This window comes from Streptomyces sp. NPDC058653, from assembly GCF_042716895.1.
GTDB lineage: Bacteria > Actinomycetota > Actinomycetes > Streptomycetales > Streptomycetaceae > Streptomyces.
Map to the genome: position 1 here is coordinate 1 of NZ_JBHXRM010000072.1, position 25,205 is coordinate 25,205.

22 protein-coding genes are annotated in these 25,205 nt (G+C 70.8%); 14 read left to right on the forward strand and 8 right to left on the reverse strand.

The genetic code is table 11. The features are described 5' to 3' along the window. Window positions 1–49: 49 nt before the first annotated feature. Window positions 50–961 (reverse strand): DUF4349 domain-containing protein, encoded by a 912-nt coding sequence (locus ACFWU9_RS35050; protein ID WP_384325131.1) that lies wholly within the window; start codon window positions 959–961, stop codon window positions 50–52. A 254-nt stretch (window positions 962–1,215) separates the two neighbouring features. On the opposite strand from ACFWU9_RS35050, the gene hemG reads away from it, so the two are divergent. The 14 genes from hemG to ACFWU9_RS35120 all read left to right on the forward strand — a co-directional run bounded on the left by hemG (window position 1,216) and on the right by ACFWU9_RS35120 (window position 17,455). Beyond that, the gene (gene hemG / locus ACFWU9_RS35055) at window positions 1,216–2,697 is read left to right on the forward strand and encodes a protoporphyrinogen oxidase (protein ID WP_384325132.1); all 1,482 of its coding nucleotides are present in this window, start codon (window positions 1,216–1,218) and stop codon (window positions 2,695–2,697) included. A gap of 4 nt (window positions 2,698–2,701) precedes the next feature. Continuing rightward, window positions 2,702–3,418 carry a hydrogen peroxide-dependent heme synthase gene (hemQ, locus tag ACFWU9_RS35060; protein ID WP_384325133.1) on the forward strand — a complete coding sequence of 239 codons (717 nt, stop codon included), beginning with the start codon at window positions 2,702–2,704 and terminating at the stop codon, window positions 3,416–3,418. A gap of 395 nt (window positions 3,419–3,813) precedes the next feature. After that, window positions 3,814–4,326: a DinB family protein gene (locus ACFWU9_RS35065; protein WP_384325134.1), complete on the forward strand. Its 513-nt coding sequence runs from the start codon at window positions 3,814–3,816 to the stop codon at window positions 4,324–4,326. A gap of 109 nt (window positions 4,327–4,435) precedes the next feature. Beyond that, entirely contained in the window at window positions 4,436–5,293 is an 858-nt protein-coding gene (locus ACFWU9_RS35070) for an aldo/keto reductase (RefSeq protein WP_384325135.1), read from the forward strand. 364 nt (window positions 5,294–5,657) lie between these two features. Further along, the gene (locus ACFWU9_RS35075; RefSeq protein WP_384325136.1) at window positions 5,658–6,551 is read left to right on the forward strand and encodes a RimK family alpha-L-glutamate ligase; all 894 of its coding nucleotides are present in this window, start codon (window positions 5,658–5,660) and stop codon (window positions 6,549–6,551) included. Window positions 6,552–6,954: 403 nt separating this feature from the next. After that, window positions 6,955–8,022 (forward strand): LuxR C-terminal-related transcriptional regulator, encoded by a 1,068-nt coding sequence (locus ACFWU9_RS35080; RefSeq protein WP_384325137.1) that lies wholly within the window; start codon window positions 6,955–6,957, stop codon window positions 8,020–8,022. A 295-nt stretch (window positions 8,023–8,317) separates the two neighbouring features. Beyond that, the gene (locus ACFWU9_RS35085; RefSeq protein ID WP_384325138.1) at window positions 8,318–8,956 is read left to right on the forward strand and encodes a 2OG-Fe dioxygenase family protein; all 639 of its coding nucleotides are present in this window, start codon (window positions 8,318–8,320) and stop codon (window positions 8,954–8,956) included. Between the two features lie 13 nt (window positions 8,957–8,969). Then, window positions 8,970–9,968 carry a diiron oxygenase gene (locus ACFWU9_RS35090; RefSeq protein WP_384325139.1) on the forward strand — a complete coding sequence of 333 codons (999 nt, stop codon included), beginning with the start codon at window positions 8,970–8,972 and terminating at the stop codon, window positions 9,966–9,968. A 63-nt stretch (window positions 9,969–10,031) separates the two neighbouring features. Next, window positions 10,032–11,420 carry an FAD-binding oxidoreductase gene (locus ACFWU9_RS35095; protein ID WP_384325140.1) on the forward strand — a complete coding sequence of 463 codons (1,389 nt, stop codon included), beginning with the start codon at window positions 10,032–10,034 and terminating at the stop codon, window positions 11,418–11,420. Then, complete coding sequence (locus ACFWU9_RS35100; RefSeq protein ID WP_384325141.1) at window positions 11,401–12,636, forward strand: ATP-grasp domain-containing protein; 1,236 nt, start codon at window positions 11,401–11,403, stop codon at window positions 12,634–12,636. Before ACFWU9_RS35095 ends, ACFWU9_RS35100 begins: the two co-directional genes overlap by 20 nt. Window positions 12,637–12,767: 131 nt before the next feature. Beyond that, the gene (locus ACFWU9_RS35105; protein WP_384325142.1) at window positions 12,768–14,090 is read left to right on the forward strand and encodes a peptide ligase PGM1-related protein; all 1,323 of its coding nucleotides are present in this window, start codon (window positions 12,768–12,770) and stop codon (window positions 14,088–14,090) included. 24 nt (window positions 14,091–14,114) lie between these two features. Next, entirely contained in the window at window positions 14,115–15,143 is a 1,029-nt protein-coding gene (locus ACFWU9_RS35110) for an LLM class flavin-dependent oxidoreductase (RefSeq protein WP_384325143.1), read from the forward strand. 137 nt (window positions 15,144–15,280) lie between these two features. Continuing rightward, complete coding sequence (locus ACFWU9_RS35115) at window positions 15,281–16,540, forward strand: MFS transporter (protein ID WP_384325144.1); 1,260 nt, start codon at window positions 15,281–15,283, stop codon at window positions 16,538–16,540. A gap of 45 nt (window positions 16,541–16,585) precedes the next feature. After that, window positions 16,586–17,455, forward strand: a complete 870-nt coding sequence (locus ACFWU9_RS35120; protein WP_384325145.1) for a BTAD domain-containing putative transcriptional regulator — start codon at window positions 16,586–16,588, stop codon at window positions 17,453–17,455. A gap of 22 nt (window positions 17,456–17,477) precedes the next feature. Here the strand turns inward: ACFWU9_RS35120 and ACFWU9_RS35125 are convergent, their stop codons facing one another. Genes ACFWU9_RS35125 through ACFWU9_RS35155 form a run of 7 tightly spaced genes read right to left on the reverse strand, consistent with a single transcriptional unit; the run spans window position 17,478 to window position 24,907 of the window. After that, on the reverse strand, window positions 17,478–18,311 hold the full coding sequence (locus ACFWU9_RS35125; protein WP_384325146.1) for a class I SAM-dependent methyltransferase: 834 nt from the start codon (window positions 18,309–18,311) through the stop codon (window positions 17,478–17,480). Further along, window positions 18,312–19,427, reverse strand: coding sequence for a M50 family metallopeptidase (locus ACFWU9_RS35130; RefSeq protein ID WP_384325147.1), 1,116 nt, complete (start codon window positions 19,425–19,427; stop codon window positions 18,312–18,314). It lies immediately after the preceding gene. Window positions 19,428–19,458: 31 nt separating this feature from the next. Further along, window positions 19,459–21,762 (reverse strand): lantibiotic dehydratase, encoded by a 2,304-nt coding sequence (locus ACFWU9_RS35135; RefSeq protein WP_384325148.1) that lies wholly within the window; start codon window positions 21,760–21,762, stop codon window positions 19,459–19,461. A 2-nt stretch (window positions 21,763–21,764) separates the two neighbouring features. After that, window positions 21,765–22,604: a hypothetical protein gene (locus ACFWU9_RS35140; protein WP_384325149.1), complete on the reverse strand. Its 840-nt coding sequence runs from the start codon at window positions 22,602–22,604 to the stop codon at window positions 21,765–21,767. Continuing rightward, on the reverse strand, window positions 22,604–23,524 hold the full coding sequence (locus tag ACFWU9_RS35145; RefSeq protein WP_384325150.1) for a DUF692 family multinuclear iron-containing protein: 921 nt from the start codon (window positions 23,522–23,524) through the stop codon (window positions 22,604–22,606). Before ACFWU9_RS35145 ends, ACFWU9_RS35140 begins: the two co-directional genes overlap by 1 nt. Window positions 23,525–23,540: 16 nt before the next feature. Further along, on the reverse strand, window positions 23,541–23,747 hold the full coding sequence (locus ACFWU9_RS35150) for a hypothetical protein (RefSeq protein ID WP_384325151.1): 207 nt from the start codon (window positions 23,745–23,747) through the stop codon (window positions 23,541–23,543). 8 nt (window positions 23,748–23,755) lie between these two features. Beyond that, window positions 23,756–24,907: a glycine amidinotransferase gene (locus ACFWU9_RS35155; protein WP_384325152.1), complete on the reverse strand. Its 1,152-nt coding sequence runs from the start codon at window positions 24,905–24,907 to the stop codon at window positions 23,756–23,758. Window positions 24,908–25,205 lie beyond the last annotated feature (298 nt).

Sequence of the window (25,205 nt, forward strand, 5' to 3'; positions counted from 1 at the left end):
GGTCGGGGTACCGCGTACCCCGCACACGACGCTACGCGGACGCGCCGGTTCAGTCCTCCTTGGCCGGGGCCGGCGGCTGCGCCGGGGCCGTGACCGGCGCGGCGGCGGGAGCCGGCTCGGGCGCGGGCTCCGGGACCGGGGCGGGTACAGGGCGCGCGCCCCGGGCCGGCAGCCGGCCGCCGAGGACGAGCCGCCACAGCACGTAGAGCACCGCCAGCGCGACGGCGAACGGCAGGATCGCGGCCAGCACGACCACGGTCCACCGCAGCATCGACACGAACGCGTCCCAGCCGCCGCCGAGCGCGTCCAGGAAGCCCGGGTCGTCGTTCCCCTCGTCCTTCTCCTCGGTCCTCTCGCTCAGTTCGAGCGTGACGGTCGCCATCGTCGTCCGGTCGGCGAGCGACGCCTGCTTGGCGAGCAGGGACTCCAACTCGGCCTGTCGCGTGTTCAGTTGGCCCTCAAGGGCCACCACGTCCGTGATGTCCTCCGCCTGGTCCATCAGATCCCGCACGCGGTTCACGCTGGCGCGCTGCGTGGCGATACGGCTCTTGGTGTCGACCACCTGCTCGGTGACGTCCTTCGCGTTCGCCGTGCGCCGCAGCAGCTTCCCGGTGCCGGTGAGTTCCCTGAGGACGGAGTCGTACTCCGCCTCCGGGACCCGCAGCACGATCTGCGAGGCCACACGCGTGTCGTCGATACGCTCCGTCGTCTCGTCCTCGATCTCGCCGCCCGCCGCGAGCGCGACCGAACGGGCGGTGGCGAGGGCCTTCGTCGCGCTCCCCACCTCCACGGAGAGGGACGCGGTGCGGATCACGTACGTCTTCGCCGAGTCCGCGTCGGCCGTCCCACCTCCGTCCGCGAACTGCTCGTCGGCCTCACCGGCCTTGTCGGCCGCCGCGTCCGGACCGGCGGCGCCCCGCTTCCCGCTGGCCGGCCCGGCCTCCGCGCTGTCGGCCTTCATGTCCCCGCCGCTGTCCGAATCACCCGCACTGCACCCCGCGAGGGCGAGTGAGGCGGTGAGTAGTGCTGCCGCGAATGCGGGAAGTGCGCGCATGTCGGTCCCCCCAAAGATGCCGAGCGCTGGTATCGGGGGTTCGACGGACCGGCGGCGGAGCGGGTTGCCCTTTTCCGGTCGCGATGCGGTCACGGTCGGGACTCGGTGCGTACCCGGGTGCGCCCGGAGCGGTCCGGGGGCCGTTTGAGAGGGTGGGGACCATGGCCAGCAGTCCGCATCACGTGTCCACACCCGACGCCGTACGTAGGCCGGACACCGCTCGTACGCCTCATGTCGTCGTCGTCGGGGGCGGTATCGCCGGACTCGCCGCCGCCGACCGGCTGCTGTCCGCCGGGGCGCGCGTGACCCTCCTGGAGGCGACCGACCGGCTCGGCGGCAAACTCCGGACCGGCGAGATCGAGGGCGTCGCCGTCGACCTCGGCGCCGAGTCCCTGCTCGCCCGCCGCCCCGAGGCCGTCGACCTCGCCCGCTCCGTGGGGCTCGGTGAGCGCCTCCGGCCGCCCGCCACGACCTCCGCCTCCGTCTGGTCGCGCGGCGCCCTGCGCGCCATGCCCAAGGGCCATGTGATGGGTGTGCCCGGCGACGCGTCGGCCCTCGCCGGTCTGCTCTCCCCCGAAGGGGTCGCCCGGATCGACCGCGAGCGCGACCTCGCCCCGGTGGCCGTCGGCGACGACGTGTCCATCGGCGAGTACGTCGCACAGCGGCTCGGGCGCGAGGTCGTGGACCGGCTGGTGGAGCCGCTGCTCGGCGGCGTCTACGCGGGCGACGCCTACCGCATCTCGATGCGTGCCGCCGTCCCCCAGCTCTTCGAGGCGCTGCGTACGCACGACTCACTGCTCGACGCCGTCGGCGCCGTCCAGGCGAAGGCCGCCGAGAACCCCCGGACCGACGCGGTGTTCATCGGCATCGAGGGAGGCGTCGGCCGGCTGCCCGGCGCCGTCGCGGACGCCGTACGGGCGCGCGGAGGCGACATCCGTACGGAGACGCCCGTCCTCGCCCTCACCCGGACCGCCGCCGGCTGGGCGGTCAGGACCGAGCGGGAGACCGTCGCCGCCGACGGGGTGATCATGGCGAACCCCGCCTGGTCCGCCTCCGCGCTCCTCGCCCACGAGTCGCCCGCCGCGTCCGCCGAACTCGCCGCCGTCGAGTACGCCTCCATGGCGCTGGTGACGATGGCCTTTCCCCGCGCCGCCCTCACCCGGACACCGGGCCTGCCCGACGGCAGCGGTTTCCTCGTGCCGCCCGTCGACGGCCGCGCCATCAAGGCCGCCACCTTCTCCACCCGGAAGTGGGGCTGGGTCGCCGAATCGGCACCGGAGCTCTTCGTCCTGCGGACGTCCATCGGCCGGTACGGCGAGGAGGAGCAACTCCAGCGCGAGGACGCCGAACTCGTCGGGGCGTCCCTGCGCGACCTTGGCGCGGCCACCGGACTCGCCGCGCGGCCCGTCGCCACCGAGGTGACCCGGTGGACCGACGGCCTGCCCCAGTACCCGGTGGGCCACCCCGCCCGCGTCGCCCGTATCCGCGAGGCGGTGGCCGCACTGCCCGGACTGCGCGTCTGCGGCGCCCCCTACGACGGCGTCGGCATCCCCGCCTGTATCGCGAGCGCCCGGCGGGCCGCCGACGAGATCATGGCCACGCCGACCCTGGCGCGGGGCACCGACCGGGGCGCGGGAGAATAGCCGTATGACTTCCGCACCAGACAAGACCCCCAACGCGGGCAAGAAGGCCAAGGATCTCAACGACGTCATCCGCTACACGCTCTGGTCCGTCTTCAAGCTGCGCGATCTGCTGCCGGAGGACCGGGCCGGTTACGCCGACGAGGTCCAGGAACTGTTCGACCAGCTCGCCGCCAAGGACATCACCGTGCGCGGCACGTACGACGTGTCCGGGCTGCGCGCCGACGCCGATCTGATGATCTGGTGGCACGCCGGGACCGCGGACGAACTCCAGGGCGCGTACAACCTCTTCCGCCGCACCAGGCTCGGCCGGGCGCTCGACCCCGTCTGGTCGAACATGGCGCTGCACCGCCCCGCCGAGTTCAACAAGTCGCACGTGCCGGCCTTCCTGGCCGACGAGACGCCGCGCGAGTGGGTCAGTGTCTACCCCTTCGTGCGCAGTTACGACTGGTATCTGCTGCCCGACGAGGAGCGGCGTACGATGCTCGCCGACCACGGAAAGATGGCCCGTGGATATCCGGACGTCCGCGCCAACACCGTGTCATCCTTCTCGCTCGGTGACTACGAGTGGATTCTCGCCTTCGAGGCCGACGAACTGGACCGGATCGTCGACCTGATGCGTCATCTGCGGGGTTCGAAGGCACGGCTGTACGTACGGGAAGAGGTGCCGTTCTACACGGGCCGCCGGAAGTCGGTCGCCGACCTCGTCGACGGACTCGCCTGACCACGCCTGATCCACAGGCGCGGACCATGATCCGCGTAGCGTGATCGCACAACTGCATGACGGCCGGGTCCGCCCTCGGGTGGCCCGGCCGTCCCACCCGGAAGATCAGACGACCGGCGGCAGCCCGCGGCCGGACCTCTCGTCCAGCGACACCGGGTCCGGCTCCGGGTCGCACCGGTCAACGGCCCGCGCAGACGCGGTGAATCGCGGGGGAAGTTCGGCATTCCTCCCCCGCGCCCATCCGGCGCTGCGCGGATCGCGACCGGTGTGACCCGGAGTTGTGCTTCCCCGGACGTCCGGGTGCTCGGGTGCTGGAGTGCCGGTGTGCCGGAGTGCCGGGGTGCTCCGGGGAAGCGACGACGTACAGAACGGGACGCACAGAAGCGGAGCGTGCTATGACCACGAGCGGTGATCTGCTCATCGACGCCTTCGACCGTATCCGTCAGAACGTCCACGACGTGGTCGACGGACTCTCGCCCGAGGCGCTGGCCGTACGCATCGACGAGGGGGCGAACTCGATCGCCTGGCTCGTCTGGCACCTCACCCGGATCCAGGACGACCACGTCGCCGACATCGCGGGGACGGACGAGGTGTGGATCGCGCAGGACTGGACGGGCAGGTTCGAACTGCCCTTCTCACGCCACGCCACGGGGTACGGGCATTCGCCCAAGGACGTGGCGGCGGTCGGCGGGATCACCGGGGAGGCGCTGGTGGAGTACCACGACGCCGTCCACGAACAGACCGTCACCCACATCAGGACGCTCGACGACGCCGACTACGCGCGCGTCGTGGACCGGAACTGGGTCCCGGCCGTGACACTCGGTGTGCGGCTGATCAGCGTCGTCTCCGACGATCTCCAGCACGTCGGCCAGGCCGCCTTCATCAAGGGCTGGCTGCTGCGGCCCTGATCGCCCCGCCCCGCAGGGGCCATTGGACGACCGGCGGGCGGGGGAGCAAGACTGTCGGAGCCCCGGCGGAACCGGCCGGGCCCGGCAGCGGCAAGGAGCGCATCACCCCATGAAGACTCGTCGTATCGGCGCCGTCGAGGTCAGTTCGATCGGGCTCGGCGGTATGCCGATGTCGATCGAGGGACGGCCCGACGAGGCCCGTTCCCTCTCCACCATCCACGCGGCGCTGGACGCCGGCGTGACGTTCGTCGACACGGCGGACGCCTACCATCTGCTCGCCACCGACGTGGGCCACAACGAATCCCTGATAGCCAAGGCGCTGTCCTCCCACAGCGCCGGCTCCGAGGTGCTGGTGGCCACCAAGGGCGGCCATCTGCGGCCCGGTGACGGCTCCTGGACGCTGAACGGCTCGCCCGAGTACATCAAGCGCGCCTGCGAGGAGTCGCTGCGCAGGCTCGGTGTCGAGTCGATCGGGCTGTACCAGTTCCACCGCCCCGACCCGAAGGTGCCGTACGAGGAGTCGATCGGCACCCTGCGCGAGCTGCTGGACGAGGGCAAGATCCAGCAGGCGGGCATATCCAACGCGGACCCGGAGCGGATCCGGCTGGCCAACGAGATCCTGGGCGGCCGGCTCGTCTCCGTACAGAACCAGTTCTCGCCCGCGTTCCGCTCCAGTGAGCCGGAGCTGGACCTCTGCACGGAGCTGGGGATCGCCTTCCTGCCGTGGAGCCCCTTCGGCGGCATCAGGAACGCGGCCGGACTCGGCTCCTCCCACTCCGCGTTCAACCGGGTCGCCGAGGCGCACGGAGTGAGCCCGCAGCGCGTCTGCCTCGCCTGGATGCTGGCGAAGTCCCCCGTCGTCGTACCGATCCCGGGCTCCAGCCGTCCCGAGACCATCACCGACTCGGTCGGCGCGGCCGACCTCGAACTCACCGCCGCCGAGGTGGCGGAGCTGGACGCGGCCTGACCTTCGTGGCTCCCAACAGGCCATGCCCTCTTGGCTGTTGGGAGCCGACGATGAGATTCTTCCCGGGCGACCGACGGCGCCGGGGCGGGTACCGGGTCCTGACCGGGCACGCCACTCGGAGCGGGCGCGTCTTCCGGGCCGGGCACGCGTTTCGGGCCGGGCACGCCTTTCCGACCGGAGCCTGGACGACGGACGTCAGGTCCCCCGCTTCCCCGACGCCCCCGACGGTACGACCGGCTTCCCCCGCCCGCGGTGCCCCGCCGCGGGCGGGGGTGTCCTCCCGGGGGCTCCGGACTCCGTCGCCACGGTTCGCGAAGCACGCCTTCTGACCGCCAGTCGACTGCCCATCCACGAGGAGTCCGCCATGGCATTCGGTCCCCGCATCGCGCTCGTCACCTGCCAGGGTGTGCTGGACGATCCCGAATGGGATCAGGATCTGCCCATTCTGCTGGAGGCGGTGGAGTGCGCCGGCGCGAAACCCGTGGTCGCCCGCTGGGACGATCCGGACGTGAACTGGGCCGCTTTCGACCTGGTGGCCATTCGCTCCGCCTGGGACTACTTCTGGCGGGTCGACGAGTTTCTGCGGTGGGCCGAGAAGTGCGCGGGCGTCACGGCGCTGGCGAACCCCGTGGAGGTGCTGCGCTGGAATGTCGACAAACACTATCTCGGGGACCTTTTCGCCGCGGGAGTCCCCGCCGTGGAGACCCGCTATCTCGCTCCCGGCAACACGGTCGACTTGCCGAACGAGGGCGAATACGTCGTCAAGCCGACCGTCGGCGCGGGCGCTCGGTACGCCGCCCGGTACCGTCCCGACGCGCGCGACACCGCGGTGCGGCAGTTGGTCCGGATGCACGCGGAGGGAATGACCGCGATGGTGCAGCCGTACATGCGGAGCATCGATGCGAAAGGAGAGCGCGCGTTGCATTTCACCGGCGGACGTTTCCTCCACGCCGACCGTAAGAATGCCGTTCTCGCACCGGGATTCCCGTACGACGAGAAAAAGGTCCCGCACCCCGAGCTGCATCCCTGGGAGCCGACCGCGGCCGAATTGGCCGTCGCCGAACAGGCATTGGCGGCCGTGCCCGGAGAGACCGAACTCCTTTACGGGCGCGTCGATCTCGTCGACGGTGACGACGGTGAGCCGCGTGTCATGGAGTTGGAGCTTGTCGAGCCGCATCTGTTTCTCTATCTGCACCCGGCCTCGGTGCCTCTCTTCGCGGCCGCGATCGTCAGGACGGCGGTGCGCGGCGCCCGGTGAAGGCCCTCCCGCGGTGCGCTCCTGGTGAGGGAGTCGCGGGTGGTCGGGGCGGTGTTCGTGCGGCGCACGGCGCCTGAGAGCGCCGTGCGCGCAGGTGGTACGGGAGCAGTCGCCACTTCTTTCACCCTTCACCGGTTCCGGACCGTGACGACCGGAGAACAAGCCAAACTCTTACTTCCGGCGCGCCGAAGGTCAGGACGCGTCACCAGGAGATCTACGGGCGGGACGCGGCTTCCGCGCATACGACGAGTTACGGACAGGCTCGGCACCGGCACACGCCCTTCCGACTCTGTGGTGCTATCACAGAGATCAGATCAGCGATCCGCGATGTTGTTCCCGGTGTCGGCCGTGCTCCGGGTTCCGCACCGCTCCGCCACCAAGGGCGGGCTGATCCCTCAGGCATGTGTGGGGAAAGGAGGAATCCGTCTCAACCCTGGCACGTCGGCGGCATGGTGGAGAAACCCCCGCGGAGGAGTCCTCGTTGCTGGAGCCATTTGGAATAAGTCATGAGACCGAGCAGCTCTACTTCCTGCTTGTGAAGCATCCGGGAATGTGTGTCAGAGAGGTGGCGATGCGGCTCGACTGGCACGAATCCGTCGTCGAGGAGCAGATCGGCGCGCTTGCCGAGCTCTCACTTCTCTGGCCTTCCCACGGAGAATCCGGCGGGCTGTACCCGGTTGAGCCGGAAATAGGGCTCGATATGCTGATCGCGCGTGAGCACGCCGCGCTGGCGGCCCGTACCCAAGTATTGCAGGAGTGCAAAGTGGCGGCCCGGGTGCTGGCCGCCGAATTCACCAGCCGGCCGGGTGTCGCCCCGCTGGACGTCGAACAGGTCGACGGCACCGGGAAGATCCATGACCGACTGGTCAGGCTCGCCCGAGAGGCGAAGAGCGGAATCATGGTGTTCACGCCCGGTGGTCCGCTGATTCCCGAAGCGACCGTCGCCGACCGGGGAATCGGGGAGGAGATCCTTTCACGCGGAATCCGCATTCAGTCCGTCCAGCTCGACAGCGTACGCAACAACAGGGCCAGGATGTCCCAGATGCAGCGGCTGCTGGACAAGGGGATAGAGATCAGAACCGTCCCCGTGCTGTCGCTCAGAGGTCTTATCGTCGACGGCGAGAAGGCCCTTCTCTCGGAGGTGGTGGAGGACAGCAGCGAGAATGTCGCGGTGGTGCTGTCCGGATCGTCGGTCGTGGCGTCGATCGCCCCCGTATTCGAACAGGTCTGGCTTTCGGCCGCGCCTTTCAGCCTTCAGGACCAGGGCCGTGAAAGGGAACTCACGAACACGGAGGGGGCTCTTCTCCACCTGCTCGAAGAGGGATACACGGACGCGCAGGCCGCCCGCAGACTCGCGGTCTCCACCCGGACCGTGGGCAGGATCGTCGCCGATCTCATGACCCAACTGGGGGCGAGCAGCAGGTTCCAGGCCGGGGTACTCGCACGCCGCCGGGGCTGGCTCGGCCCCTGAGGCCGGCCCGCCCGCGTCCGCCCGCCCCCGCCGGACGCCCGGACCACCCCGGCCGCCCGCCCGAACTCGCGGGCCGGCCCGCGGACTTCCGGTCGATCAGCCGCGAAGGGTTCTGTCCTACATCGGCCAGGCAGGATCCTGACACGTCCGTTCCCTTGTCCCGCAACACTCCTGTAATGAATGATTTCACCTGGCTAAAACGTCTCCGCAAATCCGAAGAAGGATCGTGTGCGAAGCCGGGGTGATGTACGTGGCACTGAATGACCAGGACTATCAACTTATCACTCTTGAGAATGTGCCCGAAGATATTCGCGAGGAATTCAGGACCCTTCCTCTCGACCAGTACTGCGAGGGGAAGTTCCGGCATCGCCGTTTCTCGCAGTACCGCATACACCACGAGTCCGGATGGCGGCTCGAACTGCTCCCGCACCGGCCGTTCTGCCAGGCGACGCAGTTCAACGGCGTGACGGGCGGGCTGCTCAGGGAGTACGAACCGCTGCGGATCGACCCGGGCCTGCTGGTACGCACCGGCGCCGAGGCGATTCCGCTCGACGAGACCGTCGACTGGCAGGTCGACGTCCACCAGTGGCGGGTCATCGCCGACGACAACACGCGCGGCGTCTCCGTGCCCGAGGGCCCCCACCAGGACGGCCACACCTACAGCATGATCGCGGTCGTCGACCGCCGGAACATCGGTGGCGGCGAGACGCAGCTGATGACGCTCGACAGCGACGAACCGTTCCTGAGCCTGACCCTCGGCCCGGGGGAGGCGATCGTCCTGGACGACCGGGCGATGCGCCACTACGCCACCGACATCAGCCCTCCCGTCGGCCAGGAGGGGCACCGCGACCTCTTCCTGCTCGCCTACAACACCTGGCCCCAGCGCAGGTACGGAGAAGCGTACGAGAACGCCGTACTGAACGGCACCTGGTGAGGGGACGGGGACAGTGACGGACCTTTCAGAGCCCCGTCCCGACGGCCCGCCCGCCCCGGCTCTCCCCGATCACAACCACGACGACCCGGTGGAGAGCGCGGTCATCGCCCGGCTCGCCTCGAACTGGACGCGCCGGGCCTCGGTGAAGAAGACCGAGCCCGACCTGGACGATCTGTTCGAGGCGGGGCGGCCCGACTACCCCGAGCATCTCCTGCCGTTCCGCGACCATCCCACGTATCTCGCGCTGGACGACTCCGTCCTGCGCAGGCTGCTCGCCTGGGCCTGGGTGGCGTTCAACAAGAACGTCATGGACAACGAGCAACGGGTGGTCAATCCGGGGTTCTCGCTCATCGCCTCCGGAGCGTTCGGCGCGGGCTTCGACGAGTCGGTGGCCCAGGCCGTCACCCAGGCCATGGTCGACGAGCAGTACCACACCCTGATGCATCTCAACGCGATCACGGTCACCCGTCGCCGCAGAGGGTGGCGGATGCCGGAGAGCGCGCTGCCGCTGGCCAAGAAGGCACGGCGGCACGAGGAGCGGCTCGCGCGGGCGGACCACGGCTGGCAACGGGAGCTGGTCACGCTCGCGTTCACCACCGTCTCCGAGATGTCCATCAACGCCTATCTCGACCTCATGGCCCAGGACGAGGAGGTGCAGCCGATCAACCGTGTCACGGCCGAGTTGCACAACCGCGACGAGTACTGCCACTCGTCCATCTCCAAGGAGATCGCCCTGGCGGTGTACCGGAGTCTCGGCCCGGAGCAGCGCGAGTTCTTCGTCGAGGCGCTCGGCGACGGGCTCGCCGCCTTCGGCGCCAACGACTTCACCACCTGGCGCCGCATCGTCGCCCTGCTGGGCATCGAGGGCGGGGAGGCCATGATGCGCGATGTCGAGAACGAGCCGGGCCGCTCGCTCCTGGTGCAGGACTACAGCGGACTCCACGATCTCTGCGCCGAGATGGGCGTGCTCGACGACGTGTCCTTCGACTGGAAGTCCGTGACCGTCCGATGAGGGCTGACTGTACGTCCGCCGGCCACTGTCCGGCCGGTCCGGCCACGACGGGAGGCTGACCCGATGCAGTGGCTGGATCCGGACGATCCGGACTACGACGCGGCGCGCCGGGTCTGGAACGGGACGCACGACCGGCGTCCCGCACGTATCGCACGCTGCCACGAGACCGCCGACGTCACCGCAGCGCTGCGGTTCGCCCGGTCCGCCGGGCTGGAGGTCTCCGTACGCGGCGGCGGACACAACGTCGCCGGGACCGCGCTCGCCGAGGGCGCGGTCATGATCGACCTGTCCGGGATGCGGCGGGTGACGGTGGATCCGCGGCGACGGATCGCGTACGCGGACGGCGGCTGTCTGCTGGCGGATCTCGACACCGCGACCGCCCCGCACGGACTCGTCTGCCCCACCGGCATCATCTCGGGGACCGGTCTGGGCGGGCTGGCGCTGGGCGGGGGTTACGGATGGCTCAGCCGGCGCTGGGGACTGACCTGTGACCATGTCCTCGCCGCCGAGGTGGTGCTCGCGGACGGCTCCGTGACGGAGGTGTCCGAGGACGGCCACCCGGATCTGCTCTGGGCGCTGCGCGGCGGCGGCGGCAACTTCGGCGTCGTCACCCGCTTCACCCTGCTGCTGCGGCAGGCGACACCGGTCTACTACCGCACCGCCCTGTACGAACTGGACCAGGCGCCCGACGCCCTCGACGCGTACCGGAAGTTCACCTCGCGGCTCTCGTCGGAGCTGCACGTCTCCGGCGGGTTCAAGATCGCCGGCGCCTATCCGGGACGGGACGGCTGGCTGCCGGACCGGCTCAGGGGCAGGCCCGTCCTCTCCCTGACAGCCGTCTGGTTCGGACGGCCCGGCGACGCGGCGGCGGCGATCGAGCCGCTCCACGAGGCCGCGCCCCCCGCCGCGACGACCGGACGGGCGACGACCCATCTGGAGCTCCAGACGATGGGCGACCACGAACGGCCGCACGGCAACCGCTACTACACCAAATCCACCTACGTCGACGATCTGACCCCACCGGCCGTCGAGGAGTTCCTGGCGTCCGTCCGCTCCATGCCCTCGCCGCTGTCCTCCGTCCAACTGGAGTATCTGCGCGGGGCCGTGGCCGAGGTCCCCGAGGAGGACTCCGCCTTCCCCGGCAGGAGTGCCCCGTACATCTACACCGTCTCGTCCCAGTGGACCGACCCCGGCGCCGACCGGGTCCATGTCGAGTGGACCCGGCGCGCCACCGGGCGACTGGCCGCGTACAGCCATGGCGGCGCGTACGTGAACTACCTCCAGGACGAGGCGCGGACGAAGGTCGCCGAGGTCTACGGAGCCGCCAGGCTGGCCCGGCTCGCCGCCGTCAAGAGGGCGTACGACCCGGACAACGTCTTCCACTTCAACCAGAACATCCTTCCGGCCCCGGCCGGCGACCGAAGGCAGGCACATGCGCATCGCAGTGGTTGACGGCTTCTCGGCGGGCCGCCTCCTGGTGCAGGAACTGAACCGGCTGCAAGCCGAATGCGTCCATCTGAGGACCAAACCCGACTTCCGCGACTCGTACACCCGTGGCTTCGACCCGGCCGCCTACATCCATGACCTGGGGCACACGAGCGACCTCGACAAGGCGGCGGCCGCCCTCGGGGAGCTCGGCGTCGACAAGGTCGTCGCCGGCGCCGAGTCCGGGGTCGTCTTCGCCGACACGCTCGCCCACCACATGGGCCTGCCCCACAACCGGATCGAGACCGTACGTGCCCGCCGCGACAAGTCCGAGATGGCGCGGTGCGTACGGGACGCGGGCCTGGCCGCGCCCGTGGGCGCGCGGGTCACCTCCGCCGACGAGGCGGTGGCCAGGTTCGAGAGCGGCGGGGGCCGGCCGGCGGTCGTCAAACCCCTGGCGAGCGCCGCCACCGACGGGGTGCACATCTGCCGGACCGCCGGTCAGGTCCGGCGGTTCACCGAGGAGGTCCTCGGCAGGAACGACTGCTTCGGCGACCCCAACCACGCGGTCCTGGTCCAGGAGTATCTGGAGGGCCAGGAGTTCATCGTCAACACGGTCACCGTCGACGGCCTGCACAAGGTGGTCGACGTCTGGCGCTGCGTCAAGATCGGCGGACCGGGCGGTGAACCGGTGTACGACTACCACGAGCCGGTCCCGCGCGGCGACACCGAGGGCGAGACGGTCGTCGCCTTCGCCAAGAAGGCCAACACCGCCCTCGGGATCGCCAACGGCGCGGCACACACCGAGGTCATGCTCACCGCCGCCGGACCGGTCCTGATCGAGACCGGGGCGCGGCTGATGGGGTCCACCCAGCCGTGGCTGCACGTCGAGTACTCGGGGACGTCGCACGTCCATCTGCTCGCTCTGGCGCTGACGGACCCAGGCGCCTTCGCCGCCTTCCCGGACGAGGACGTCCGCTGGTCCCGGGAGATCCGGCAGGTGTATCTGATCAACAAGCGGCGCGGGCGGTGCGGCGGCGACCGCTGGCGGTCCGCGCTGACCTCCCTGGAGACCTGCGTCGCCGTCGACGCCGCCATCGTGCCCGGCGGTGTGGTGCCCCGGACCGTGGATCTGGCCACGGTGCCCGGCTACGTGTATCTCGCCGCCGAGGGGCGGGGGCCGATCACGCGTGACTACGAAGCCGTCCGCGCCTGGGAGGAGACGGATCTCTATCTGTCGTAGGCCCCGGTCCGGTGGAACTCCGCGCACCGGTCCCTCACCCGGTGCGGTTCCCCGGACGGGCCCCCTCACCGCGACCGCGCCCCCAACTCGACCCACGGGCCGGCTCAACCGAATCGAAAGGGTTACCCCCCATGCCCCGACTGCTCATCGCCAACTGCTTCACCGATGAACTCGCCGGTGACACCACACGGCTGCCGCAGGCCCATCTCCAGACCGCCGCCGCCTCCTCCCACCTGCTGCTGTGGTTCGCACGGGACGGTGATGTCATTCTCCTGCCCGTCGAGCCCGAGGCCGATCTCCTCGCCTACATCACGTCGTTGACCCGGACCGACGTGTCGACCCTCCGCATCCTCACGCCGCCCCCCGGACAGTCGGGCACCGAACTGCTGACGGCCGACCGGCTGGCCGACGAGGAGTTCCGGGTCGGGCTCCGCAAGACCCTCGACGGCGAACCCGTCGACACGATCATCGCTCTCACCCCCGACGCCGGCGTGGCGTCCCTGGCCCGCTTCCTCGGCGCCCAGAAGGCCCTTCCCGGCTACGAGTTCATCAACCAGGGCGGCGGCACGCTCGTCAACAGCAAGGCTGTCTTCCGCGCCGTGGCCGCCGGAGCCGGTGTGCCCCTGCCCGAGGGCACGGTGTGCACCAATCGCCAGGACGCCGAAGAGGCGATCATGGAACTGCTCGACGAGGGCCATCCGGCCATGCTCAAGCGGGACTTCTCCTGCGGCGGGCTCGGCAACGAGATCCTCAGCCCCGTCCCCGGGCTGCGACCGGTCGGCGCCGGACGCCTGCTGGAGATCTCGGAGCGGGCGGCCGTACGGGAGTACCTCGACGAGCGGTGGATGTGGCTCACCAACGAGGAGCACTATCCCGCCGTCATCGAGCGCTACTTCCCCAACAGCCGCGCCATCACAGCCGAGTTCATCATCAACGACCACACGTCCGTCTTCTCCCAGCAGGGGGAGATGTTCTCGGCGCCCATCGCCAACGCCCAGGTCATCCCGGCCCCGGAACTCGAAGCGGGCGCCCTCGCCGTCCTCGTCTCCGCCAGCAGCCGGATGTGCGAGTCGCTGCGCTCCCTCGGCTACCGGGGCTTCTTCTGCGCGGACGCCGTCCTGACCCCGGAGGGCGAGGTCCGGTTCACCGAGTACAACGGCCGGATCACCGGCTCCACCCACCTCTACGCCGTCATCGGGGAGCATGTGGTCGGGCCCGACTACGCCCAGGACCGGGTGATCGCGGAGTACAGCGGCTGGCCCGTTCCCTCGTTCCCCGCGGCGGTGGCCCGGCTCGTCGACTCCGGCTTCGCCTACGACCCCGAGACCCGCACCGGTGTGGTCCTCACCAAGGCCTACAGCCACGCCGACGGCACCGTCCGGTACTGCGTCGTCGCCGAGGACATCGCCGCCGTCGGCCGGATCCACGACCAGGTCGAGTCGCTCTTCGTCTGAGCGCGACGCCCCGGCCGGACCCCGGTGCCGGACGTCAGCCATCTCCGTACACCCGAACCCGACGCCGAGTCGGCGGAGCGAGGGGAGCCGTTCGTGCGCCACGGCATCGTCATACTTCCGGAAACCCGCTGGCGGATCGCACGTGAACGATGGCGTGCGGCCGAGGAGTTCGGGTTCGACCACGCCTGGACCCATGACCACCTCATGTGGCGGCGGCTGCGCGAGAAACCGTGGTTCGGCGCCCTGCCCACCCTCACCGCCGCCGCCGCGGTCACCTCCCGCATCGGCATCGGCACCCTCGTGGCGACCCCCGAGTACCGGCACCCGGTGACCTTCGCCAAGGAGGTCATGACCCTCGACGACATCTCCGGGGGACGGTTCGTCTGCGGTCTCGGCTCGGGGGCGGGAGGCTACGACGAACGGGCCCTGGGAGGCCGTCCGCTGAGCGCGGGCAGCCGCCAACGGCGTTTCGAGGAGTTCGTCGAACTCACCGACCTGCTGCTGCGCCGGCCGGAGACCACGTACCACGGCAGCTGGTACCACGCGGACGGTGTGCAGATGCGCCCCGGCTGCCTCCGGCGCCCGCGCGCGCCGATCGCGATCGCCGCGGCGGGCCCGGAGTCGATGCGGCTCGCCGTCCGCTACGCCGACATCTGGGTCACCAACGGCACGCCCGGCCTCTTCGACCCTCTCCCGTACCGGGACGTCCTTCCGCTGCTCCAGCGGCAGTTGGCGGCCCTCGACGAGGCCTGCGCCGAGGCCGGGCGCGATCCCGCGACGCTGGACCGGATGCTGGTCACCGGGTCGACCACGGGCGGGGTGCTCGCCTCGGTGGGGGCCTTCCAGGACGCCTCCGGGCTCTTCGGCGAGGCCGGCTTCACCGATCTCGTGATCAACTGGCCGAGGGATTCGCCGCCGTACGAAGGGCAGTTGGCGGTGCTGGAGAAGGTGGCTGGGACACTGGGCACGCCGGGCCGGGCGACGCCCCCCGGCCGGACTTCGGGCCGCCCCTCCTGGGCGGAACCACCGCACACGACGGCATGCGTGACCTGACCTGACCTCGTCCGACCCGAAGAGACCTGACCCGACCCGAACAGATCCGACCCGACCGTGCGGATTCGCGTGGTGTTCCGCGACCGGACGGACCGAAGGAGAAAAGCGCGTGGAATCTCAAGACGGGCAGGGGGACCGTGGCTAAGCCCGTGGGACTGCTCATCGACGTCACCCCGTTACGGCGCTACCCGGCGTTCCGCCGGCTCGTCGGCGGGCAGTGCATGACCCTGCTCGGCAGCCAGGTCACCCAGGTGGTCGTGCCCTGGCAGGTGTACTCGCTCACCCACTCCTCCGTGAGCGTGGGAGCGGTGGGACTGGCCGCCCTGGTGCCCATGGTCGTCTGCGGTCTGTACGGCGGCGCCGTCGCCGACGCGATGGACCGCCGACGGCTGATCCTCCTGGTCGCGTCCGGCTCGGCGCTGGTGAGCGTGGTGCTCGTCGTCCAGGCGCTGGCGGGCCTGGACAACCTCTGGCTGCTGTACGGATGCGTCGCCGTCCAGGCCGGTCTGTTCGCGGTCGACCTGCCCGCCCGACGGGCCCTGGTGCCACGGCTCGTCGGGCCCGACGACCTGCCGGCCGCCAACTCGCTGCTGTTCCTGGTCTTCTCCGTCGGGTTCATCGGCGGCCCGCTGGTCGGCGGCGCGATGGTGGTCCTGGGCGGTTACGGGGCGGCGTATCTGGTTGACATCGTTGCCTTCGCGGTGGCGATCACCCTGCTGCGGGGGCTGCCGAGCCTGCCCCTGCCGGCCGGGGGACGCCGCGCCGACCTGGGATCGGTGGTCGAGGGCCTGCGTTTCATACGCAAGCGCCCGCTGCTGTGGATGTGTTACGTGCTCGACATCGTCGCGACGGTCCTCGCCATGCCGGCCGCGCTGTTCCCCGTCCTGGCCGTCGAGCGCTTCCACGGAACGACCGCGACCGCGGCCTATCTCTCCGCGGCCCTGGCGGCGGGCAATCTGATCGGCACGGTCTTCAGCGGCTGGCTCGGTGCCGTACGCCGCCTCGGACTCGCCTCGATCGCCGTCATCGCCGCCTGGGGAGTGGCGCTGGCCGCGTTCGGGCTGGCCCATGAGCTGTGGGTGGCGCTGCTCCTGCTCGCCACCGCCGGCGCGGCCGACACCTACAGCGCCGTACTGCGCTCCTCCATCGTCCAGCGGGAGACACCGGACGCCTTCCTGGGCCGTACTTCGGGGGTGTGGACCATCGTCGGAGCGGGCGGGCCGCGTCTGGGCGACGGCCGCGCCGGATTCGTCGCCGGTGCCATCGGGCCCGGAGCGGCTCTCGTGGCCGGCGGTGTCACCTGCGTCCTGGCCGTGCTGGCGCTCGCCGCCGCCGTGCCCTCCTACCTGCGCTACCGCGTCACACCCCGAGCGGACGAGCCGGCCACGAAGGGCTGACCCGGAACAGAACACGATCGCCGAACTCCTGACAGGAGGGCCAATGTGAACGCAGAGACAGTGCTGGACACGCAGCCGTCGGCCGGGCCGCTCCGTTCCTCACCGGCCATGCCGACCTACCGCCTCATGGGCGCCCCCGGCGTCAACGACGCGAACGGCCACAGAGTGGGACCGAGCGGCATGACGACGACGCTGATGGCCGTCCTGCTGCTGCGCTCGCACCGGGTCAACGACTCCGACTCCCTCGTCGCGCTGCTCTGGCCCGGGGCGAAACCGCAGTCCGCCCGGTCCAACCTCCGGCAGTACGTGTCGCGACTGCGCCGCTTCCTGCGCGACACCGCCCCGGCGGGCAGCGCGATACTCAGCTCGACCGGCGGCGGTTATCTGCTGGAGGTACGGCGCGGGGAGCTGGACATCACCCGCTTCGAGGACTTCGCCGACCTGGGCCGGCGGGCGCTGGAGGCCGGCGAGATCGCGCTCGCCCGCTCATATCTGGAGGCCGCGACCGATCTCTGGAGAGGACCGCTCTGCCAGGGGCTGGTGCTCGCCCCCCAACTGGAGACCGAGATCCTCTACTGGGAGGACCTGCGGGTGTCGGCGCATCAGGCGCTCGTGAAGACCAGGCTCCATCTCGGCGACTACGGGCGGGCGATCGCCGAGATCCGCCGGCTCCTGGTGAGCAACCCGCTCTCCGAGGAGCTGTGGGGCATGCTGATGCTCGCGTTCTACCGCTCGTACCGGCGCGCCGAGGCGCTGGAGACGTACCGGCTGGCCCGCCGGCGGGTCATCCAGGACCTCGGGGTCGAGCCGACCGTTCAGCTGCGGCGGCTGAACGAGCACATCCTCAGCGGTGACTGTCCGCTCGACACCTTCGCCTGGCTCACACCGGGGACCACCCGTTGGGGCGCCCCCTAGCCGTAACTCTCCGTCCGGCGCCTCATCCCGCCGCACGGCGCGCCACCCCCAGCAGCCAGGACAGGGAGAGCGAGTCGTCCCCCGCGCGCCGCCGTGACGCGGTGAGCAGGCCCGCCAGCAGGGCGCGTATCTGTACGCGATCCCCTGTCGCGGCGCGTCGGTAGTGGTCGTAGGAGGTGGGGGCGAGCGCGGCGAACTCCGGCCAGTAGTCGTCGGGCCGGGCCATGGGGAGCCGCAGGTCCGACCGCCGCCAGTCGGCCGGCGCGAAGCCCGCGTCCCGCAGCCAGACGTCGACCCGGTCCGGGGTGAGTTCGAACGGTCCGGTCACCCCGGCGGTGAGGCGCGAGCCCTGGACCACCTGGCCGACGGAGACCGCGCCGAGGGTGATCAGCCGGCAGTCCGCGGGGCTGCCCCACAGATGGACGACGGCGACGCCCCCCGGCCGCAGGACCCGGAAGGCCTCGGTGAGGACCCGCGCCGGATCGGCGAACACCCACACGCCGGCCAGACAGAGCACGGCGTCGACCGAGGCGCCGCGCAGGGGGAGTTGATGGGCGTCCGCCCGCACCCAGTCGGCCCCACCCCCTCGCCCGGGGCCGGGACTTCCCGCCGCGAGCCCCACCGCCTCGCCGGAGAAGTCCATGCCGACCGCCCGGGGGCCGGCGGGAAGGCCGCGCAGCAGCCCGCCCGTCCCGCAGGCGATGTCGACAACGGTCCCGTCGGCGGGCACCTCCCCTGCGACGATGTCGTACACCGAGGTGCTCAGGGCGCGCGCGGCGAGGCTGGGAGAGCCCGGTACGGCGCTGTGATGCACCTGGTCCCAGTGGCGCGGTCGGTGATATCCGGGGGTGGTCATCTAGCGGCCTCCGGCGGGTTCGATGGAGAGCCGGTACGCGGCCCAGAACACCAGGACGGTGGCGGCCACCGACCCGAGCGCCGAGACCGACGCGAAGGACAGGTACAGGACGCGCCTGCCCCGGCCGGTCCGCCCGGCCCGGCGGGGATCGGTGAAGGTGGTCACCAGGTGATCGAAGCTGCGGCTGCGCAGATTGGGCTGTCGCAGCCACAACTCCAGCAGCAGATACGCGTCGCCCTCCAGCACGGGCACCAGCGTGGGAGCCATACCGACGGTGCCGGCGGCGAGCATGTACAGCCCGGCGGACCGGACGGCGTCCACGTCGTGTCCGACCTGCCAGAGAAGCCCGCCGAGAGCGGCGAACACCAGGCCCCCGAGAGGGCCCGCGAGGACGGTCACCACACGGGCGCGGACGGGGAGCCGCTGCCAGGCGGTCTGGTCCGGCCTGGTCCAGGCGAACGGGATGAACCAGCGCAGGCCGATGCTCACCCGGTCGACCGGTACGCCGTAGCGGTGGCAGGCGACGGCGTGCCCGCCCTCGTGGAACAGCGCCGACGCGACGAACGCGGCCAGAAAACCCAGGAGCCCCGCTCCCACCAGCGCGTCCCGCAGCTCGTCGACGATCGTGCCGGCCCGGGTCCCGAGAGCGGCCAGGGCCAGTACGGCGCCGACGGCCAGGAACACGACCGCGCCCCGGGCCGTGAGCCGTCCCAGAGGCCCGTCGAGCCGGTCGAGGAGAGGCGTGGGGTTCCGCCCGGCGAACTCCACGGTCGCGCGCGCACGGCACCAGGCGCCCAGACGCGGCCAGTCGACCCCGCGCGGCGCCGGTCCGCCCGGTTCGAGAAGTCCCACGCGCAGCAGTCTTGCCTCGAAGCGGCGGGTGGCGTCGGGGGACAGTCCGGGCCGGTCTCCGTTCCGGGCGAGCCCCGAAGCCTCCGCCACCTCGGCGTAGCTGCGGGCGCCGTCGAAGCGGCGTGCCACGGCCAGTTCCCTTCTGCCCAGCACCCATCGTCGCGGCGAGTCGGGATCGCTCACCTCCGAGCGGCCGTCCGGATCCGGATCGCCGACCTGGAAGCGGGCGGGGAAGACCCCGCGGACGGTCTCGTCGTCGGTCACCCTCTCCCTCTCTCCGTGGCTCTCGCGGGTCTCAGACGACGAACGACATGCGCAGCTCCGAGGAGAACCGTCCGGCCTCGGTGCGGAACCACAACTCGTCGGGCCCCGGGCTCATTTCGGTGAGCCGGACACGGGCCGCCCGGTGGACGGTCTTCGCAAAGGTGTCCACGGCCAGTGGGTTGTGCCAGTCGAGATAGATCGGTTTGGGCTCGGTGTCGGCGAGGAAGTAGCAGTGCCGCGGCAAGTGGTGCCCCTGGGCCCAGACCGCGTACGCCGCGTACTCCGCCAGCACCTCCGCGGGCCGGGTGGGGGTGGGCAGTTCGGCCGTGTCGAAGGTCCAGGAGCGGCGTTTGAGCTCCACGCCCTGCCGGCGGATCCGCTGCGGCAGACCGCCGCCGAGGACTTCACCGGCCACGCCGAAGAGCACCCGGTGCAGATCGGTGGAGAGCACGGTGACGACGTCCTCCTCCCGGCCGGACCGCCGGTCCGTGAAGCGCAGCAGACCGTCCCGCTCGACGATCCGGCCCCGGCCCGCCGGTATCCGGCGCTCGGGCGGGCAACGGCTCGTGCTGCCGGGCAGGGCGATCTCCCACAGGTTCGGCACGACGGGCCAGTCGATACGGGACCGCTGATACGTCTCGTCGCCCGCCGCCAGCAGTGTCCGGCCGGGCGCGAGCAGCCGGTCGGCCTCGGCGTGGGCCCACTTGGCCGACGCCTCGTCGAGGAACGGCATCGCGACGGGCTGGAGCGCGGTGAGCACGCCGGGATGCACCTCGCCGATCACGATGCGGAAGTCCCCGCTGTCGAGGGCCTCCTGATCGCGCGCGGCCAGCAGAACGTCCGGGGAGGCGATACCGACGCCGAGCACATCGGCGAACCGGTGGTGATCGGGTGTGGCCGCGACGAGCGCGGCGGCGATACGGGTCAACCCGTCGCGCGGCAGGGTCACTTCGTCCGTGTCATCGCCGGCCTGCCCCGACCACGCCGTCCGCAGGATCTCCCGCAGCTCGCCCGCCACCTCCTCGTGCGCCCGCGCCGCCTCCGGCCCGCGTACGGCCTGGAGGAAGACGAGAAAGTCCACCGTGCCGTCCTCGTCGCGGGGCAGGGTGGCATGGACCTTCGCGTATCTGTCGTGCAGCCGGGCGGCGGCGCACTCGGCGACCGTCCGGAAGAGCCGCATCACGGGGGTGAGCCGCTCCCGCAACGACCGGGCCAGCGGTTCCCCCATGGTGAGGGCCAGGTTGCGCCGGCAGTCCTCGTACACCGGGAAGCGGCCCACGTACATCTCGCCCTGGCGGCGCCGGGTGTCGACGCCGATCGAGGTCAGCGCCTGCCCCATCTCGCCGAACAGCTCGCGCCGCCTCTCGCGCCCGGCCGTCTCGAACTCCTCGCGCATGGCCTCCAGGTCGCCCAACGTCTCCAGAACCGGGCGCAGTTCGTCCGAGGGGCCGGTGGCGCGGAGGACGTCCGCGATCACCCGCATCGGCTGCCCGGTCCCCGGTGGCAGGCGCAGCTCCGCCGAGACCAGGCGGGTCACGGTGGCGCGCGCAGACGGCGGGGCGGCGTCCAGGGTCCGCGCGTCCAGGGTCCCCTCGTCCGCGAGCCGCAGCAGCCGGGCCGCGTCGGCGCCGACCCGGATCTCCCTGCCGAGGGGAACGCGTACCCGCCGGCCGAGCACATCGCATCCGCTGTGCAGCGTCAGCGGCAGCACCTCCCTCAGCCGTCCGTCCTCGCTGAGGGCCGCGCACAGCCGGTCGACCACCCAGTGTTCGAAGAAGACCTGTCTGTGGTGGAGGGTTCCCCGGTCCGGGTCGAGCGGGTCGGCGCGCAGCGGGGTGGGGGAGGCGTCGTCCACCTCTCCCCAGGCGAGCGGTCCGAAGAAGCTACAGGTGTCGTTCTTGGTGTGGAAGCGCTGGAGGTAGCTCCAGCCGAGGCGAAGCCGCTGGCGGGCGCGTGAGTTGATCGCGCGGCCGGTCGACTCCCCGAGGGAGGTCAGACGGTCCAGCGCGTCGGGGTTGGAGAGGAGCAGGGCCTCGGCGGCGTCGGGGCGGGCCAGCAGGGCGGCGAGGGTCTTCCGCGCCCGCGTCTGGTGCTCCTGGAAGCGCCGTTCGTCCTCGGCCGTGAGAGTCGCCGGGGCGTTGTCGGACGCGCCAGCCGACGCCGGGTCCGACGCGACGTGGGACGCCGCGTGCGACGTGATGTCCGACGCCGGGTCCGACGTGGTGTCCGACGCGACGTGGGACGCCGCGTGCGACGTGATGTCCGGCGGCAGGGCGAGGCTGTCGAGTTCGTCGAACGGGAAGCCGGTGGACCGGAGCCAGAACAGCTTGAACATGCTCAGCTCCCGCCCACGGGCGCGGCCAGGAGCCCGAGCGCCTCGAACCGGTCCAGGATCGCCCGGTCCCGCCCGGGCGCGGCCGGATGTCCCCGCCGCGCCAACTCCGCCGTCAGCAGCGGCAGTTCACCGGACCCGCCTCCGAGGATCCGCAGGATGTCCGAGGCGCGGCGGGGCACCGCCACGATGCGCCGCTCCGCCTCGGGCGCGGGCAGGAAGATCAGGTAGTGCCGGGACGCCGCGGGCGGCACCGAGCGCCCGAGCGTGCCGGAGTCACGCAGCCACTCGGACAGATCCCGTTCGCAGCTGTGGACCCCGAAAGGCGCCCGCACCCGCCACTGTCCCGCCGCCGGTTCCTTGTCGCGGGCGGTGGGGTGACCGGCGGCGGCCGTGATGACGACATCGGCGGCCGCGCGTTCCAGGGCGATCAGCTCCCGGAGACCGGCGATCTCGCCGAGCGCCCCGTCCGCGGCGAGATGATCCAGGATCTGGCCGCCGAACGTGTACACGAAGGGTCCCGCGTCCACCCACTCCCGGCGGTCGAGCAGCTCCACGGCGATCGCGCGCAGGTCGACGTCGTTCGCCAGGAGCGCCCGGTGGGTCAACGGGGCAACTGTCTCGACGGCGTTGAAGAAGGAGCTCACCATGCGGAAGCGGTAGCTGTGGACGAACATCTCCGTGCCGGCCGGGTGCTCCGCGTACGCGCGCGCCACCTCGATCTCGGCCGGTCCGAGTCCCAGCGCCGCCGCCCGCTCGTCGAGCCGGCCGCCGAGCACCGCCTCGCGCATCGCGGGCTCTCTGAGAAGGCGGCGCCATACGCGCCAGACCAGGGCGGCCTCCATCAGCGGACCCCGGGCAGTGCCGTCGCCGCGTTCCAGACGCTCCGGGCCCGCGCGAGATCGTTCCGGATCATCTCCAGGTCCTGCTGCCCGCCGAGCACGCGCGTGCCCTCGTGATGGCAACGCCCTTGGTACTCAAGGGTGACGGCGGCGGGCGAGGCCCTCTCCAGCAGCCATTCGAGCATCTCCCACACGGGTTCGGGCACCGGGCTGTCGTGCCAGTCGTGGTAGAAGCCGTCGCGCCAGCTGCCGCCCGCGAGGTGTACGGCGATGACGCGGTCCAGGGGCAGTTCGGCGAGATAGTCCTCGGTGCGGTAGCCGGGCAGATTGAGCGAGTTGGCGTAGATGTTGTGCAGGTCGAGATGGAGATAGGTGCCCGCCCGCTCCACCAGCGCGGCCATGAACTCCGCCTCCCGCAGCTCCGCGCCGGGCGTCGGCAGGTAGTAGGCCGCGTTCTCGTGTGCCAGGGGCATCCCGTACGCGTCCTGAAGCCGCCGTGCCCGGTCCGCCACGCGGACGACCTCCGCACGGGAGAACTGGAGCGGACTGCTCCAGATGTCCAGCCAGGAATTGTCACCGTAGAAGCAGTGGTCGGCGACCCAGGGGCTGCCGATCTTCTGTGCCATCGGTACATGCCGACGTACCGCCGGTGTTTCCTCCAGCGGCAGGAAACCGAAGTCGCAGCCGTAGTTCGAATGTGCCAGGAGCGGTCGCCGCTCCTTCAGTTCCATCAGACTGTCGAAGGTCCCCGGCAGAAAGAGATAGGGGCTGTCGAGCGGCCCCATGACGGGATCCAGCAGTACCTCGTAGAGGTCCACGTCCATCGATGTGAACGGGAACCAGTCGAGGATCTCCGGGTTGTACTGGATCCCGATGCCTATACGCTCGGGCCTGTCGATGACCGCCGCCTCTCCTCGTTCCACCGGGCCGGCCGGTTCATCAGCCGAAGACCTTGCTCTCGATCACTTCCAGGTCGTCGAGATGGAATTCCTCGAATTCCTCGTCGGCGCCCTCGTCGACCGCTCCGACCGCCCCGGCCCCCGGCTCGACCGTGTCGGTCGCCGCCGCCGCGTCGGTCGGGGCTGTTGCGTCGGTCGTCCCGTTCGCCGCCGGCTCCGCGGTCGTCGATTCGTTCTCTGTGGACATGAACGCTCCTAGGTCAGGTAGTTCTCCGGCACGGAGCCCTCTCGTACCGTGTCCAGCGTGAAGCAGTGCAGACCGCCGCCGAAGATCCGGCGGTGCCGGTGCCGGAAGGGCACGACGGTGAAGCCGTGCTGCTCCATGACACGGATCAGCTCGCCGTTCGCCTCGTTGATCATCACGGTGTCGGGACTGATCGACAGGATGTTGAGGTCGATGTACGGGCTGGTGAGGATCAGGTCGTCGTTCTCGTACTGCGGGAAGTTGTTGGCGTCCGGCTCGGGGGCGAAGATCATGTCCCAGGAACGCAGTGACTCGGGCAGCGACTCGACCACCGCGGGCGTACGGATCAGCAGCAGCCCCGGTCGCAGGGCCAGCACCATGCTGTCGACGTGACCGTCCGCCAGCTTGTGGACCCGGTGGACCTTGATCCGCCCCTCCAGATGGCGCTCCAGCCAGTCGCACGCCATCTCGTGGTTGGCCGTCGCCACATTGACCAGCAGGTCCCCGCCCAGCCTGACGCACTGGGCGCCGTCGAACATCATCTCGAAGCCCACGTCGTACGGCGACGGCTTGGGCTGGGCGATGAACTCCACCGGCCCGCCGTTGACATAGGAGGGGTCGAAGGAGGCGTCCGTCATCAACGGGCGCGGCATCACCGTCCAGCGCGCCCCCTGACGGAAGTACTCGTTGAAGACGGGTGTCAGGAACTGCGTCTCGAAGTAGCGCGACCGGACCTGCGGCGGCGTCTCGATGATCTCGCTGCCGATGATCAGGGTGTTGTCGCGGATGTTCAGCGGCGGCACCACCGCGGCCGACCACGGGGGTGTCTTCACCTCGATCGAGCCCTCCACCGACAGCGGCCGGTGGACGGTCACCCCCAGGGACCGCAGAATGTCGACGATTCCCTCGACGTCCTCGTTGAGTTCCTCGACATAACGCCGCTTGATCGGCGACCGCCCCGAGGTGTTCTTGTTCTCCACGCCTTCCTGCGGCGGATTGAGATGCGGATAGTACATCCGGTCGTGGAAGGACTTCTGGTTGGAGATCTGGTCGTAGAAGAAGAGCTCGAAGGAGAGTTCTCGTTCATGCCACGAGTAGTTCTCCGCCGAACCCACAATGATCTCTTTGAGCGGGGACCATTCGTCGTAGCTATTCAGCTGCATCCTGTCCTCTTCCTCTACGGCTCAAGTCAAGGACCCTACTCGGCCGGAGCATACTCGGCGCATATGTGCCGCATTCGGCGCCGACAGGAGAGGAAGGGCGGAGGAGTCGAGAGGAGCGGAGGAAAGCGGAGGAGCGGCCGGGGGGGCGCCGCGGGGCCGGGCCCCGCCCCCCCCCCCCCCGCACCCCCCGGGCGCCGGGCCCATCCCGCGGGGGGGCCCGCGAGGGCCTCCCCCCCGGGGGCGGGGGTTGGCTGCGGGCCCCCCCCCCCACGGCCCGGCTGCTCGAATCGGCCCGTAC

Coding starts and splice junctions, on each gene's coding strand:
- ACFWU9_RS35140 (WP_384325149.1), bottom strand. CDS start 22,604: ATGGAGGCCGCCCTGGTCTGGCGCGTATGGCGCCGCCTTCTCAGAGAG.
- ACFWU9_RS35105 (WP_384325142.1), top strand. CDS start 12,768: ATGCCCCGACTGCTCATCGCCAACTGCTTCACCGATGAACTCGCCGGT.
- hemG (WP_384325132.1), top strand. CDS start 1,216: ATGGCCAGCAGTCCGCATCACGTGTCCACACCCGACGCCGTACGTAGG.
- ACFWU9_RS35125 (WP_384325146.1), bottom strand. CDS start 18,311: ATGACCACCCCCGGATATCACCGACCGCGCCACTGGGACCAGGTGCAT.
- ACFWU9_RS35050 (WP_384325131.1), bottom strand. CDS start 961: ATGAAGGCCGACAGCGCGGAGGCCGGGCCGGCCAGCGGGAAGCGGGGC.
- ACFWU9_RS35075 (WP_384325136.1), top strand. CDS start 5,658: ATGGCATTCGGTCCCCGCATCGCGCTCGTCACCTGCCAGGGTGTGCTG.
- ACFWU9_RS35135 (WP_384325148.1), bottom strand. CDS start 21,762: ATGTTCAAGCTGTTCTGGCTCCGGTCCACCGGCTTCCCGTTCGACGAA.
- ACFWU9_RS35070 (WP_384325135.1), top strand. CDS start 4,436: ATGAAGACTCGTCGTATCGGCGCCGTCGAGGTCAGTTCGATCGGGCTC.
- hemQ (WP_384325133.1), top strand. CDS start 2,702: ATGACTTCCGCACCAGACAAGACCCCCAACGCGGGCAAGAAGGCCAAG.
- ACFWU9_RS35155 (WP_384325152.1), bottom strand. CDS start 24,907: ATGCAGCTGAATAGCTACGACGAATGGTCCCCGCTCAAAGAGATCATT.
- ACFWU9_RS35095 (WP_384325140.1), top strand. CDS start 10,032: ATGCAGTGGCTGGATCCGGACGATCCGGACTACGACGCGGCGCGCCGG.
- ACFWU9_RS35065 (WP_384325134.1), top strand. CDS start 3,814: ATGACCACGAGCGGTGATCTGCTCATCGACGCCTTCGACCGTATCCGT.
- ACFWU9_RS35150 (WP_384325151.1), bottom strand. CDS start 23,747: ATGTCCACAGAGAACGAATCGACGACCGCGGAGCCGGCGGCGAACGGG.
- ACFWU9_RS35100 (WP_384325141.1), top strand. CDS start 11,401: ATGCGCATCGCAGTGGTTGACGGCTTCTCGGCGGGCCGCCTCCTGGTG.